A 13,880-nucleotide genomic window follows, 5' to 3' on the forward strand; every position below is an offset into this window, starting at 1 on the left:
CCCGGGATGGAGACAAGATGAGGATGGTGCCCCCCGTTTTCAACCGGGGCAGCCCCAGACGTCAGATTCAGACGGCTTGGTAATGCATCTGGTACTGAAGATGGCCGGTGAGGGGATCGGGCACCTCCCCACCGATTTCAAAGCCGTGGCGGCGGTAGAAACGCACCGCCGGCTCGTTCTCCACGAAGACCCGGGTATGCAGCTCGGCACATCTGGATCTGGCTTCCTGCAACAGGGCGTGCCCCACCCCCCGCCCCTGCCTATCGGGGCGCACGAAAAGTGCAGCCAGGTAATCATCCACCAGCGCCATGAAGCCGAGCAGGTCCCCTCGCTCCTCGAACACCCAGATGCGGGCGTGATCGAGGTAGCGGGTACGCAGCTCCTCCTGAGCCTGCCACCAGCAGGAGGCATCGACGAAATCGTGGGCCTGCAGGGAGGCCAGGAGCCAGATTTCGACGATCTCTTCCATGTCTTCCGGCCGACTCTGTCTCAACATGGTCGCCTCCTTGTCAGCAATGTGAACACTCGCAGTCTAGGGGAGTTGGGCCCGCTCCCGGGGGATCAAGGTGGGGCCCTGTGAGGTCGATCGCCCTTTATTTAGCGAGAATGATTGGCTGATCACAAAGCGCCTCTCTAGTACAATGCCCGCCGGACAATCTAGAGACCGAGGACGCCATGTGGTTTAAAAACCTGCAGATTTACCGCTTTACCCGCCCCTTCGACCTGACCGTTGAGCAGCTGGAAACCCAGCTGGAAGCCTGCGCCTTCACCCCATGCGGCAGCCAGGACATCTCCCGGTTCGGGTGGGTCAAGCCCCTTGGCAAATTCGGCTCCACCCTGACCCACGCCGCCTCTGGCCATATCCTGCTGTGCGCTCGCAAGGAAGAGAAGATGCTGCCCGGCACCGTGGTCAAGGAGATGCTGGCGGAGAAGGTAGAGGCCATTGAATTCGAGCAGGGCCGCGCCCTCAAGAAGAAAGAGAAGGAGGCGCTGAAAGAGGAGATCATGCACACTCTGCTGCCCCGCGCCTTCAGCCGCACCAGCCAGACCTTCGCCTGGATAAACCCTGCCGACAACCTGATGGTGGTGGATGCAGGCTCCGCCAAGAAGGCGGACGATCTGCTGGCGCTCTTGCGCAAATCCATCGGCTCCCTGCCGGTGGTGCCGGTGGCCCTCAAGAACCCGCCCGAGATCACCATGACCGAGTGGCTCAACGAGGGCAACCTGCCCGCCGCCTTCACCCTGGAGGACGAAGCCGAGCTGCGCAGCGCCATGGAGCACGGCGGCATCATCCGCTGCAAGCAGCAGGATCTGATGAGCGAGGAGATCAAGAATCACCTGGCCAACGACAAGCTGGTGACCAAGCTGGCCCTCAACTGGGGCGAAACCCTGAGCTTCGTGCTGGGGGATGATCTCTCCATCAAGCGCCTCAAGTTCAGCGAAGAGCTGCGCGAGCAGAACGACGACGTCACCAGTGAAGATCCCGCCGCCCGCCTGGACGCCGACTTCGCCCTGGTCACCGCCGAGCTCTCCCAGTTCATCCCGGCCCTGTTTGCTGCCCTGGGCGGTGAAGAGCAGTCCATCTAAGCAAATTGGCTCAGCCTGATTGCAAAAAACCGCCTTCACGGCGGTTTTTTCATCTCCATCGGCATCATCGCCACGGGCTGGCCCCCTCCGGGGTAGCGCCGCCGCCCTCCCGCCGCGCAATCCCCTGAGCCCATTGATTGCGGCAGCATGGCGCACTGCCCCGGCAGCATGACACCTCGCTAGAGTGCCCCCCTTTCCTGCAACAGTCGATGAAGTCGCTGCGCCAGGGTGCGGTAACCCTCGGCATTGAAATGCACCGCATCGGACTTCAGGGCCGGGTCTCGCAGCAACTCGCCGATGCTGTCGTTGTCTAGCACCAGCCCGAACTGATCTGCCAGCTCCTCGTAGAGGGGAGCGCCATCGGCAAACAGGGATTTTCGGGGCACCCCGACCAGCAGGATCTGGGCCCCGCTCCCCTGCACCGCCTCTATCATGGCGGCGAGATTGGCCTTGAGGGCCGCCTCCCCGCTGCCACGCAGGATGTCGTTGCCCCCTTCCAGCAGGATGACCAGAGCGGGTCTGTGCCGGGCCAGCAACCCGGGCAGGCGTGCCCTGCCGGCCTGGCTCAGCTCTCCGGACACCCCGCCATTGACCACGGGATGGCCGCTCAGGGTCGCCAGCACGCTGGGGTAGCTTTGGGACGGGCTTACCCCGCGCCCCTCGGTCAGACTGTCCCCGAAGGCGAGCAGGGTCTCCCCCTGGTCCAGCGGTCTGAAGGTCGGCTCCCCGCAGGCCGTCAGCAACAGGCAGAGCAGCCCCGCCATGCAAGATTTCGCCAGCGTCCCCCGGTGTGTCATGAGCGCCTCCTTGATAGTTTTGTAACCATATGAGTATTAAGACAAACTTTTAATCAAGCTCCAAGTGTGACACATTTCGGCAGGTGAACAAGAAACCGACAAGGAGCCTGTCATGTCCCTCAAACCCCTCGGCCTGCTGGTCGCCCTCGGCCTGCTTGGCGGCTGCGCCTCCCAGGATGGCTTTCACTATGTCCCTCCTCCCCAGACCCTGATCGCCCCGGAGGCGGCCAGCGGCTGGATTGACAAACCGGGCTGGCAGGGCCGTGACTTCATGGTGGCGGCGGCCAACCCGCTGGCGGTGGATGCGGGCTACCAGATCATCAAGGCGGGGGGCAGCGCCGTCGATGCAGCCATCGCCGTCCAGCTGGTGCTGACCCTGGTGGAGCCCCAATCCTCGGGCATCGGCGGCGGCTCCCTCATGCTGGTGTGGGACGGCAAGCAGGTGGCGGCGGTGGATGGCCGGGAGACAGCCCCCGCCGCTGCCACCGATCAGCTCTTCATGAAGGAGGGCAAACCCATGGCCTTCTATGAGGGGGTGGTGGGCGGGCGCTCCGTCGGCGCCCCCGGCACGGTGCGTGCCCTGGCCCTGGCGCACGAGCGCTATGGCAAGCTGCCCTGGGCCACGCTGTTCGAACCCGCCATCACCCTCGCGGAACAAGGGTTCATGATAAGCCCCCGCCTCGCCACCCTGCTGGCAAAAGATCCCTATCTGGCCGGGGATCCGGACGCCCGTGCCTACTTCTATCAGGCGGATGGCACTCCCAAGACGGCAGGTACCCGGCTCACCAACCCGGCCCTGGCCAGGGTGCTGCGTACCCTGGCAAGCGACGGCCCCGATGCCTTCTATCGCGGCCCGCTGGCCGAGGCCATGGTGGCCAAGGTGCACGCCCACCCGACCAACCCCGGGGTACTGAGCGCCGCCGATCTCGCCAGCTACCGGGCCAAGCTGCGGGACGGGCTCTGCTTTGACTATCGCCAGAGCGAGATCTGCGGCTTCCCGACCCCCTCCTCCGGCACCCTGGCCCTCGGCCAGATCTTCGGCATGCTGGAAAGCCGGGACATGGCCGCCCTCAAACCGGTACAGGGGGAGCAGGGTCAACTGGCCGCCTCCAGCGAGGCCATTCACCTCTACAGCGAGGCGGCACGCCTCGCCTTCGCCGATCGCAACCAGTACGTGGCCGACGGCGACGTCGTCGACGTGCCGGTGACAGGCCTGCTGGACAAGGGCTATCTGGCGCAGCGGGGGCACCTTATCGGCAACCGCTCCATGGGCGTCGCCCAGCCCGGCAACCCGCCCCGGGCGCTGGCCAGGGGCCGGGACGCCACCCCGGAGCTGCCCTCCACCAGCCACATCTCCATCGTGGACAAGAGCGGCATGGCGGTGGCCATGACCAGCTCCATCGAGGATGGCTTCGGCTCGCGGCTGATGGTCAACGGCTACCTGCTGAACAACCAGCTCACCGACTTCTCCTTCACCTCGGTGGACGCCGCCGGCCTGCCGGTGGCCAACCGGGTGGAGCCCGGCAAGCGCCCCCGCTCCTCCATGTCTCCCCTGCTGGTGTTTGACAAGGCAAGCGGCGAGCTGGAGATGAGCCTGGGATCCCCGGGAGGCTCGGCCATCATCAACTACGTGGGCAAGGCGCTGCTCGGCACCCAGGATTGGGGGCTCGACCTGCAGCAGGCCATCAACCTGCCCAATTTCGGCAGTCGCAACGGCCCCACCGAGCTGGAGCAGGGGCGCACGCCCGATACCGTGGTCCAGGGGCTCAAGGCCAGAGGGCACGAGGTCCTGCTTAACGAGCAGACCTCCGGGCTGCAGGGCGTCCAGCGCCATGCCGGCGGCTGGCTGGGGGCCGCAGACCCCAGACGTGAGGGGGTCGCCAGGGGAGAGTGATGCCCCTTCAGCACCCTCGTTCACCATGGAGGAGGCCAGCCTCCTCCATGCCGTGTGCTCATAGGTGTTCTCCCTTGCCTCCCGATATCATCATCGATTGATTATTCCTGCCAATTTTTCTTTAACTGCACACTCTTTTCACCCAATCGCAATGCATTAAAGACGCTTTTCATTAAAACCAACGCAGAAACTGGAACAGTGTTGCTCATGGCATATAAATGCATTACTTTTCAATAGAAACGGCATCTGTTGCCCTCAAGATTCCCCTTGATACGGCCAACTTCTGTCTCTTTCGCCCCCTGCTCATTGACAGCTGCCCTCTTTGCCTTCGGGTGATCTGGTAGCCCCTGACTGCCATTAGCGAGGTGACGACATGGACCACTCACTCCCCCTTATCACTACCCTGGTAGGCGGCCTCGTGCTGGCCTACCTCTTCGGCATGCTGGCAAGCCGCCTGCGCATCTCCCCCATGGTGGGCTACCTCGCGGCTGGCGTGGTATGCGGCCCCTTTACGCCGGGCTATGTCGCCGATCTGCGGCTCGCCCCCGAGCTGGCCGAAATCGGCGTCATCCTGCTGATGTTTGGTGTCGGCCTGCACTTTTCCGTGAAAGACCTGCTGTCGGTGAAACACATCGCCATCCCGGGAGCCATCGTCCAGATAACCCTTGCGACCCTGCTCGGCCTTGGCCTCTCCCAACTGCTCGACTGGACCGTGACCGCCGGCCTGGTGTTTGGCCTGGCCCTCTCCACCGCCAGTACCGTGGTGCTGCTGCGCGCCCTGGAGAGCCGCGGCCAGCTCGACACCAACGAGGGACGCATCGCCATCGGCTGGCTCATCGTGGAGGATCTGGTGATGGTGCTGGCCCTGGTACTGCTCCCCATCCTCGCCAACCTGCAGCAGGGGGGCGAGGCACTGACCCCGGCCCAAGTGATGGCGGATATCGGCCTGACCCTGGCCAAGGTGGCTGCTTTCATCGCCCTGATGGTCATCGGCGGGCGACGCCTCATCCCCTGGCTGCTGGCCCGCACCGCCGCCACCGGCTCCCGCGAGCTGTTCACCCTGGCCGTCCTCTCCTGCTCCCTTGGCATCGCTTTTGGCGCCGTCAAGCTGTTTGGCGTCTCCTTTGCCCTCGGCGCCTTCTTCGCCGGCGTCGTGATGAACAGCTCCCATCTGAGCCACAAGGCGGCCAACGACACCCTGCCCCTGCAGGACGCCTTCGCCGTGCTCTTCTTCGTCTCCGTGGGCATGCTGTTCGACCCCGTCATCCTGCTGCGCGAGCCCCTGGCCGTGCTGGCCACCCTGTTCGTCATCGTGATCGGCAAATCCGTGGCCGCCTTCGCCATCGTGCGGCTCTTTGGCCACAGCCAGCGCACGGCGCTGACCATCTCCGCCAGCCTGGCACAGGTGGGGGAGTTCTCCTTCATCCTGATGGGTCTCGGAGTCATGCTCGAGCTGGTCCCCGGGGTCGCCCGTGACCTGGTGCTGGTCGGCGCCTGTTTCTCCATCGTGCTCAATCCGCTGGTCTTCAACCAGGCGGAGCGCTGGCTGAGGCGCCATCCCGATCCACGCACCGATGGGTCACCTCACCTCTGCCCCTTGCAGGGCCATGTGGTGGTAGTGGGCGCCGACGAGATAGGTCAGCACCTCATCCGGCAGTTGCATGAACAAGGCAGGGAGATGGTGGTGATCGACACCGACGAGCGACTGCTGGCCCCCTGGCGCGCCATGGGGATCACCTGTCTGGCGGGCCATCCCATCCAGCAGGATCTGCTGACGGCGGCGCTGCCCAACGCCAGCTGGCTGCTGATCACCCTGGATGACAGCCTGCTGGCCGGTGAGATAGCCATCAGGGCGCAGGAATACGGCGCCCTGATGCGCATCGCCGCCTGTGCCCACCAGCACGAGGAGGTGCATCATCTGCGCGTGCGCGGCGTGCATCAGGTGGTCAAGAGCGAGGAGGAGGCTGCGCGGCGACTCTGTCACCTCGCCATGGAGATGGCCTGAAGCTCATCGGAAGTAACGAGTCCCCACGACGGGGCCAGACAAGAAGCCCGGGCCTGCTGCCCGGGCTTTTTGCATGACGGGACGATACTGCCGTCCCCTCACAGCAGATCGTGCTTGTCCAGCAGGCGATAGAGGGTGGCCCGGGAGATATCGAGCGTGCGGGCCACCTCCTCGAGCTGATCGGGGAAGCGGGCCAGCGTCCGTTGCAAGGCCTGACGCTCCGCCGCTTCGCGCACCGCCTTGAGCGAGCCGTCGAGCAGCTGGCTGTCCATGTTGGTCAGCTCCATGTCATCGGCTTCGATGAAGGGGCCGCTGCACATGACCACCGCCCGCTGAACCCGGTTGCGCAGCTCCCTCACATTCCCCGGCCAGCCATAGGACTGCATGGCCTGGCGCGCCTTGCGGGTGAAGCTGAGCACCCGCCCGCCCCGCACTTCCGCCAGAATGTCATCGGCAAGGAGCTGGATGTCTTCCGCCCGCTCGCACAAGGCCGGGGTGCGCAGGCGCACCACGTTGAGCCGGTAGTAGAGATCCATGCGAAATCCGCCGCTGGCCACCGCCTGCTCCACATCGATATTGGTGGCCGCGATGATCCGCACATCCACACGACGCGTCAGGTGGCTGCCCACCGCCTCTATGCACTGCTCCTGCAAGAAGCGCAGCAGGGTTGCCTGATCCTCCAGTGGCAACTCCCCTATCTCGTCGAGAAACAGGGTGCCGCCATCGGCGGCCTCTATCTTGCCTATCTTGTGGTGCTGTGCCCCGGTGAAGGCCCCCTTGACGTGGCCGAACAGCTCGGACTGGATGAGCTGATGGGGCATGGCCCCGCAATTGACCGCCACGAAAGGGCTCTCCTCCCCGAACGTGCTGTAGTGCAGCTCCCGGGCCACCAGCTCCTTGCCCGTACCGCTCGGTCCCGTCACCAGTACGGGCAGGCGGCAATGCTGCAACCGCACGATCTGGTCGCGCAACTGGCGGATGGGGGCGCTCTCCCCCTGGATGAAACGCAGCTGGGGTTGCAGTCGGGGGCGGTGTCGCCGGATGAGGCGCGCCATCCCCAGGGCATGTCCCAGGCTGTGGGAGAGCCTGTCTCTGTCCAGGGGAAAGGTGTGAAAATCATGAAAACAGGCTGCCAGCAAATTGCGAAGGGCTTCGCTGGCGAGACAGTCCCGCTGGATGAGGCCGATCCACAAGGCGCCGGAGTGCTGCGCAATCAGGTTGTAGAGGGCTTCGTGCTGCTGATGCTCGATCACCACCAGCACCAGGGGATAAGCCTTTTCCTGCAATTTCTGTTCTGCCACCGCCAGGGAACTCGCCTGCTCCACTTGCCACTCGCTTTTTACCAGCAGGCTTTCCAGCACGGCACATGAATTGATGAGTAACAATACCGTTTCTGTCATATGGACAACTCCTTGTTATCGCGACTGCACGAGAGAGCCTGACCACGGTGCCTTGCTATTTATGTTTTGCCGAAGCGACACCTCTTCATCATCAAATGACGCCAACTCAACCTGGCCAGACGATGATAACTATAAACCATCCCGACTTTAGACTGATGGCACCACAATAATGAGACAACGAAATTAACGCTGAGAAAAAATAAAGTCATTGATAAACAATGTGTTGATGTTAGATATAAAAGTTCACTCTCAAAAATGAGACTTAAAAACAAAACACTCAGACACAAATCCCATACATATCAATAAATTACCATCTGGCACATTCATTGCTATATCTGATAAGCCCTCCTGGCACATGGAGACAGAGCATGAAAACATATATTGCATTGGCATTTATTCCCCTTTCCGCATTCGCACATCAAGCACAAGCAGAGAATCGTGTTGATCTCGGCTCGCAAGCACTCAGCAATATTCGTGGTGCCATGGGCGTCAATATGGTTGCCGGTAATAACAACCAGCAGGGCAACCTCGCCTCCATCTCGCTATCAGGACCGGCCATCATTCAGTTTAGCCAGCAGAATCAATCCACTACCAATCTCAATGGCAACCAGAGCGTTGCCATCCTGGACTCGGCGCTGAGCCAGAGCCAGGGGCTGGTCGGGATCAATCAGGGCGCTGGTGAAGCCAACCAGCAGCTGAATGCCTTCGCATTGTCGCTGGATGACAGCGGCATCGGCGTGGTGACCGACATCAGTCTCAGCACCAGTGTGGCAAAGACACCTTCTGGCAAGGTGCCTACCAACACCACTACCAGCATCTATCTGGATGACAACGCCCTGACGGGCAGCAAAGGGGTCATTCAGGTGAACCAAGTCACGGGACAGGGAAACCAGGCAGTCAACATGGTCTCCCTGCCTCTGGCTGGCGCAGTAACGACATCCCCATGATGTCGCAGGGATCGGAAGCCGAGCCCGGGGGCGTTGAACCAGCCGATGGGCGCATCTTCCACAGAAAGTTCAATGGAGAGACTCATTATGCGTGGACTTATTTATAGCTCATTAGCCGCCGCGGTCGTCATGGCCATGTCAGGCGCCGCCTCCGCTGATTACCGCGGTGACAGGGATGAGACAGGGGCAACCTTGACCAAGAAGGTCAAGGCAGAAGTCGATGTGGAGTACGAAGGCGAAGTTCGCGTCGGCGGCTACATCAATGTCAACAAACTCGGCATGGCGGTCGTGGACAACCAGCAATCCAGCTCCATGATAGGCACCGCCAATACAAGAACGGAGAACACGAGCAAGATCGACGGCTCGTTCAAGGATGCATCCGGTAACGTCGGCGCCAACGTGGCCGCCGGTGACTCCAACGTACAAGGCAACAGCGCTTCCCTGGCCGCCTATGACGAGGTCGATGCCGAGTTCATCATGGGTCGTGGTCAACAACAACATGGCGCCCCTGGCGGATCGTCGGATGCCGAGGTCTTCTCCACCCAAAGCGCCAGCCATAACTTGACAAGCAACCATGGCCATCAGAACAAGGCCGGGGTCGGCGATGGTGCCTTCAAGAATGCCGCGGGCAACATCGGGGTCAATGTGACCTCCGGTTCGGGTAACGTGCAGGCCAACAACATGGCGGCCTCCGTGTCCACCGGCAACATGGCCGTGGCCACCGTGGCCAACAGCCAGAGCGTGTCCAAGAACATGACCGAGAACAAGAGCCTGAGCGCCACCAAGACCGTGGACTACAACCCCATCTTCCTCAAGCTCAAAGCCGAGGGTGAGTACGAGGGGACGAGCAAGCAGACCAACAACGTCTATCCGGAAATCTGGAAAGACGGGGATCACCCGGGTGGTGACAAAATGTGGGGTCATATCGACTACGACAATCAAGGTAAAAACGACGGCAAGTTCAAGTTCGAAGAAGAGGGTGACATCAAGCTGAGCGGTTATGCCACTGGCTACATCCCCGTGGTCAACACCTACACCAGCCGCGAAACCTTCAACCGTGCCACCATCGATGGCGGCGCCTTCAACGGTGCCGTGGGCAACATTGGGGTGAACGTGTCGTCGGGCTCCAACAACCTGCAAGCGAACAACCTCTCGCTGGCCGCAGGATTTGCCAAGTAATCCACTGTATGGGGGCCTCTGCGCCCCCTTTTTTCCAGGACATGGAGGCATCAATGCGCTGGCTATTGCTGTTGCTATTCTGCCCGGCTGCCTGGTCGGCCACTCTGCCATTGGGAGAACATCTCCCGGCACTGGGGGATCTCAACAAACCGGTGCAGAGCATTCTGGAGCGCCGGTATGCCAATATCGAGCGCCAGCATACGGATTTCAGCTGTGGGGCCGCCGCCGTCGCCACCATACTGCGCTACTCCTACGGCCACGAAACGAATGAACGTTGGGTCATGGACGGCATGCTCGCCATGGCAGACCCTGAACAGGTCAAGAATTACGGCTTTTCCATGCTCGACATGAAGCAATATTTGCAGATGCTCGGCATGCGTGTCAGAGGGTACCGCCTGGGGGATGAGAAATTGCGCCAGGTGAGAGTCCCCACCATAGTGCTGCTCAACATTCGCGGCTACCAGCACTTTGCCGTGCTGCGCTCCATAGATCGCCATGATCGTGTCTATCTGGCAGACCCCGCCCTCGGCAATCGAGTGATCACCTTCAAGGAGTTCAAGGAGAGCTGGAACGGCATACTGCTTGCCGTGATCGGCGCTGGCTATCGGCCTGATGCGCCCCTTGCCAACCCTGCCCCTCCCCTGTCTGTCAGAGGAAAAGATGGGCTGTTCGCCCCCCTCAATGAAACATCCCTGCTGGAATTTGGTTTTCAGCACAAAGAGCTAATGTGAGGTCATCATGAATACCCGACCCGCCATATGCCTCATCTGCAGTCTGGGTGGCTTCGCCTCTCCGCTGCTGGCCGCCTCGGATCCTCTGGCGCTGCTGTCAGACAGCTTTGCCCCCGAACTGGCCGATGGGGAACTGGCCCACCTGCGTGGCCGCTATGTCAGTAGCCACGGGATAAGCTACTTCGGTATCGAGTTCATCTCATCCCTGACCACGGCCCAGGCCCAGCAAACGGCCGCCATGAACCTGGCGCTGAGCGTGGTACAAAACAAACCCAGGCTGGATGTGCGCATCAAGGATGAGGTCAAACCCTCTACCACGACACCCCAGAGCACTCAGGTACAAGGCGCAGGCCTGGTGCAAGTCGTGCAACTGGAGGGGAGCGGCAACAGCTCCGTAAACCAGGCCGGTATAACACTGGCGCCCCCCGCGATGACAGGGCAAATCGTCACCGCAGGCAACTATGAGCACCAGGGGAATCTAGGCACAGCCAGTTACCGGGTCTCGGGCAATTACGCCGGGTTGCAACTAAACTCCTCCGACGGACGAGTCCTGCTGGAACAGAGCCTGCGAGGCACCGACTTCAGCCGCGGTCTGCTGCAGTTCAACAAGGTCAGGGGAGACGGCTTGCAGACCCTGAATCAGACCCGGATCTGGTTCTCTCGTTAACAGCAGGTGAATCCCATGGGTTGAACTATAAAAAAGGATAATAAACAACAAGGACGTATCTCAATGAAACAGTCGACCATGCTGTTGATTGCACTGACCCCCTTCACCTGCTGGGGCGCAACTGCAGAAGAAGAGGCCCTACAACAACAGCTGGATCAGTTGCGTCAGCAATTGATCCAGCAAAACCAGGCACTCCATCAGTTGCAGGCTCGCCTGGAGGCCGTCAAGGCCTCGGGTGCCACGCCAGCCGCCGCCACAGCAGGGGGAGCAACCGGGGCCGCCGTCGCAGCCTCCTCCCAACCCGATACGGCACGGCGCACGCCGGAAGTCGGTCGCAGTACCGAAGACCTGATGATCGAGCAACACAACGTGTTCGATCGCGCGTTGACTCTCGACTTCGGCCTCTCTTATCAGCACTACAACCGCAAGGATCTCGCCCTGCGCGGCTTCCTCGCCCTGGACGCCATCTTCCTTGGCGAAATCAACCTGGATCGGGTGCGCTCCGATCAGTGGACGGCGGATGTCATCACCCGCTACACCCTCAACGATCGCTGGCAACTGGAGCTGGCCCTCCCCTACATGTTCCGCAACACCAACTACCAGAGCACCGGCAAGGAGAACTCCAGCCGCGACTTCGAGGAGCAGAGCGTCAGCGATGGCGGTCTGGGGGATCTCAGCCTCGCCATCTACTACAGGGTCATGGCAGAGAGCGAGGATTGGCCGGATCTGGTGTGGAACTTCCGGGCCAAGGCGCCGACCGGCAAGGATCCTTACGGCATCGAGATCAACACCTCGGAATCGGGCAACCTGGTGACCCCCAAGGAGCTCGCCACCGGCAACGGGCTCTGGCAGCTCTCCACCGGCTTCTCCCTGGTCAAGACCATGGATCCCGCCATCCTGTTTGCCAGCCTCAACTATGGCCACAGCCTCAAGCAGGACTTTGACGATATCTCCTACCAGCCCGGCAACCAGCCCGGCAGCATCCAGCTGGGGGACTGGTATGAATATGGCCTGGGGGTCGCATTCGCCCTCAACGAACGCTTCAGCCTCTCCTTCAACATCAACCAGCGCGTCACCATGGAGTCCGAGCAGGGGTCCGAAGGCTTTGCCATGGAGAAGGTCACCGGCTCCGATGCCAACGCCGCCAGCTTTGGCATGGGGTCGACCTGGGCCATTACCGACAACCTCTCCATGGCGGTCAACTGGTCTGCCGGGCTCACCACGGACGCACCGGACTACACCATCGGGATCCGCTTCCCCTACCGCTTCTAGCCCCGTCAGGGCCCGGGCAGGTTGACGACAAAAAACGAGGGAGGCATAACGCCTCCCTCTTCTTGTTGACGCCAGCCTGCCTGGCGGGCCATCGGTGACATCACACCCCCAGGCGATCGCGCAGGGTGTACCAGGCGGCGCCGGCGGCGGTGAAGGGGATGCGCAGCAGGCGGCCACCCGGGAAGGGGTAGTGCGGCAGCCTGGCGAACGCATCGAAGCGCTCCGCCTGACCGCTCAGCACCTCGGAGAGCAGCTTGCCCGCCAGATGGGTACAGGTGACGCCGTGACCGCTGTAGCCCTGCATGTAGTAGATGTTGTGACCGATGCGGCCAAACTGCGGCAGGCGCGACAGGGTGAGCAGGAAGTTGCCGGTCCAGGTGTACTCCACCTTGACGTCGGCCAGCTGCGGGAAGGTCTTGAGCATCTTGGGGATGATCAGCCGCTCGATGTCCGCCGGATCCCGCGCGCCATAGACCACGCCGCCGCCATAAATCAGCCGGTGATCGCCGGAGGTGCGGTAGTAGTCGAGCAGGTAGTTGCAATCCTCCAGACAGTAGTTCTGTGGCAAGAGTGAACGGGCCCGCTCCTCCCCCAGCACCTCGGTGGCGATCACCTGGGTGCCGCAGGGCATGCTCTTGCCGGCGAGCTCGGGCACCAGGTTGCCGAGATAGGCGTTGCCCGCCACCACCACGAAGCGCGCCTTCACCGCCCCCTTGGCGGTCTTGACCAGGGCGGGTTGACCCGGCGTGATGCTGGTGACGGCGGACTGCTCGAAGATAAGCCCCCCCTGCATGCGGATGGCTTCCGCCTCCCCCAGCGCCAGGTTGAGGGGATGGATATGGCCGCCGCTCTTGTCCAGCAGGGCGCCGACGTAACGATCGCTCGCGACCACCTCGCGCACCCCCTTGGCATCGAGCAGCTCCAGCTGGTCGTTGCCCCACTTCTCCCAGCGCGCCTTCTGCGCCTTGAGTTCGTGAAGCTGCTTCTCGGTCTCGGCGGCGAACACCCCGCCCTCCTGCAGATCGCACTGGATGTTGTAGCGTTTGATCCGCTCGCGGATGATCTGGCCCCCCTCAAACAACATGGAGCCGAGCAGCCTAGCCTGATCCGGCGGGCAGTTCGCTTCGATGGTGTCAATGTCGCGGCTGTAGGAGTTGACGATCTGGCCGCCGTTGCGGCCGCTGGCGCCAAAGCCGACTCGCGCGGCCTCCAGCACCACCACCTTGTACCCCTTCTCCACCAGATGCAGCGCACTGGAGAGGCCGGTGTAGCCTGCGCCGATGACGCAGACGTCGCACTCCAGCTGCTCGGTGAGCGTGGGATAGGGCGCGTGTTTGTTGGCACTGGCTGCGTAGTAACTCTTTACATGTTCGGTCATGATCCCTGTTTCCTTACCGGTTC

Annotated in this window: 12 protein-coding genes; 8 read left to right on the top strand and 4 right to left on the bottom strand. The window is 62.0% G+C overall.

Annotated features, from left to right (window positions below):
- Positions 1-67: 67 nt before the first annotated feature.
- Positions 68-496 (bottom strand): GNAT family N-acetyltransferase, encoded by a 429-nt coding sequence (locus OKC41_RS08375; RefSeq protein WP_010673565.1) that lies wholly within the window; start codon positions 494-496, stop codon positions 68-70.
- Positions 497-675: 179 nt separating this feature from the next.
- On the opposite strand from OKC41_RS08375, the gene rdgC reads away from it, so the two are divergent.
- Positions 676-1,587 carry a recombination-associated protein RdgC gene (gene rdgC, locus OKC41_RS08380; RefSeq protein ID WP_010673564.1) on the top strand — a complete coding sequence of 304 codons (912 nt, stop codon included), beginning with the start codon at positions 676-678 and terminating at the stop codon, positions 1,585-1,587.
- A 179-nt stretch (positions 1,588-1,766) separates the two neighbouring features.
- On the opposite strand, the gene OKC41_RS08385 is transcribed toward rdgC, so the two are convergent.
- Positions 1,767-2,384 (bottom strand): GDSL-type esterase/lipase family protein, encoded by a 618-nt coding sequence (locus OKC41_RS08385; RefSeq protein ID WP_201893454.1) that lies wholly within the window; start codon positions 2,382-2,384, stop codon positions 1,767-1,769.
- 112 nt (positions 2,385-2,496) lie between these two features.
- On the opposite strand from OKC41_RS08385, the gene ggt reads away from it, so the two are divergent.
- Both ggt and ybaL read left to right on the top strand, forming a co-directional pair.
- Positions 2,497-4,278, top strand: a complete 1,782-nt coding sequence (gene ggt / locus OKC41_RS08390) for a gamma-glutamyltransferase (RefSeq protein WP_219595993.1) — start codon at positions 2,497-2,499, stop codon at positions 4,276-4,278.
- Between the two features lie 373 nt (positions 4,279-4,651).
- A complete protein-coding gene (ybaL, locus tag OKC41_RS08395) occupies positions 4,652-6,283 on the top strand; it encodes a YbaL family putative K(+) efflux transporter (RefSeq protein ID WP_139737264.1) in 1,632 nt (543 codons plus the stop codon).
- Positions 6,284-6,381: 98 nt separating this feature from the next.
- Here ybaL and OKC41_RS08400 read toward each other — a convergent pair whose 3' ends face one another.
- Complete coding sequence (locus OKC41_RS08400; RefSeq protein WP_219595994.1) at positions 6,382-7,683, bottom strand: sigma-54 dependent transcriptional regulator; 1,302 nt, start codon at positions 7,681-7,683, stop codon at positions 6,382-6,384.
- A 368-nt stretch (positions 7,684-8,051) separates the two neighbouring features.
- Between OKC41_RS08400 and OKC41_RS08405 the strand changes: the two genes are divergently transcribed.
- The 5 genes from OKC41_RS08405 to OKC41_RS08425 all read left to right on the top strand — a co-directional run bounded on the left by OKC41_RS08405 (position 8,052) and on the right by OKC41_RS08425 (position 12,479).
- Positions 8,052-8,630 (top strand): hypothetical protein, encoded by a 579-nt coding sequence (locus OKC41_RS08405; RefSeq protein WP_270671880.1) that lies wholly within the window; start codon positions 8,052-8,054, stop codon positions 8,628-8,630.
- A gap of 192 nt (positions 8,631-8,822) precedes the next feature.
- The gene (locus tag OKC41_RS08410) at positions 8,823-9,809 is read left to right on the top strand and encodes a hypothetical protein (RefSeq protein WP_270671881.1); all 987 of its coding nucleotides are present in this window, start codon (positions 8,823-8,825) and stop codon (positions 9,807-9,809) included.
- A 53-nt stretch (positions 9,810-9,862) separates the two neighbouring features.
- Positions 9,863-10,540 carry a C39 family peptidase gene (locus OKC41_RS08415; RefSeq protein WP_270671882.1) on the top strand — a complete coding sequence of 226 codons (678 nt, stop codon included), beginning with the start codon at positions 9,863-9,865 and terminating at the stop codon, positions 10,538-10,540.
- Between the two features lie 7 nt (positions 10,541-10,547).
- Positions 10,548-11,207, top strand: a complete 660-nt coding sequence (locus OKC41_RS08420) for a hypothetical protein (protein ID WP_270671883.1) — start codon at positions 10,548-10,550, stop codon at positions 11,205-11,207.
- Positions 11,208-11,270: 63 nt separating this feature from the next.
- Positions 11,271-12,479 (top strand): transporter, encoded by a 1,209-nt coding sequence (locus OKC41_RS08425; RefSeq protein ID WP_270671884.1) that lies wholly within the window; start codon positions 11,271-11,273, stop codon positions 12,477-12,479.
- A 100-nt stretch (positions 12,480-12,579) separates the two neighbouring features.
- On the opposite strand, the gene OKC41_RS08430 is transcribed toward OKC41_RS08425, so the two are convergent.
- Positions 12,580-13,857, bottom strand: a complete 1,278-nt coding sequence (locus OKC41_RS08430; RefSeq protein ID WP_113977858.1) for an FAD-binding oxidoreductase — start codon at positions 13,855-13,857, stop codon at positions 12,580-12,582.
- Between the last annotated feature and the right edge of the window lie 23 nt (positions 13,858-13,880).

The organism is Aeromonas sp. QDB17, from assembly GCF_027705305.1.
Classification (GTDB): Bacteria; Pseudomonadota; Gammaproteobacteria; order Enterobacterales; family Aeromonadaceae; genus Aeromonas; species Aeromonas caviae.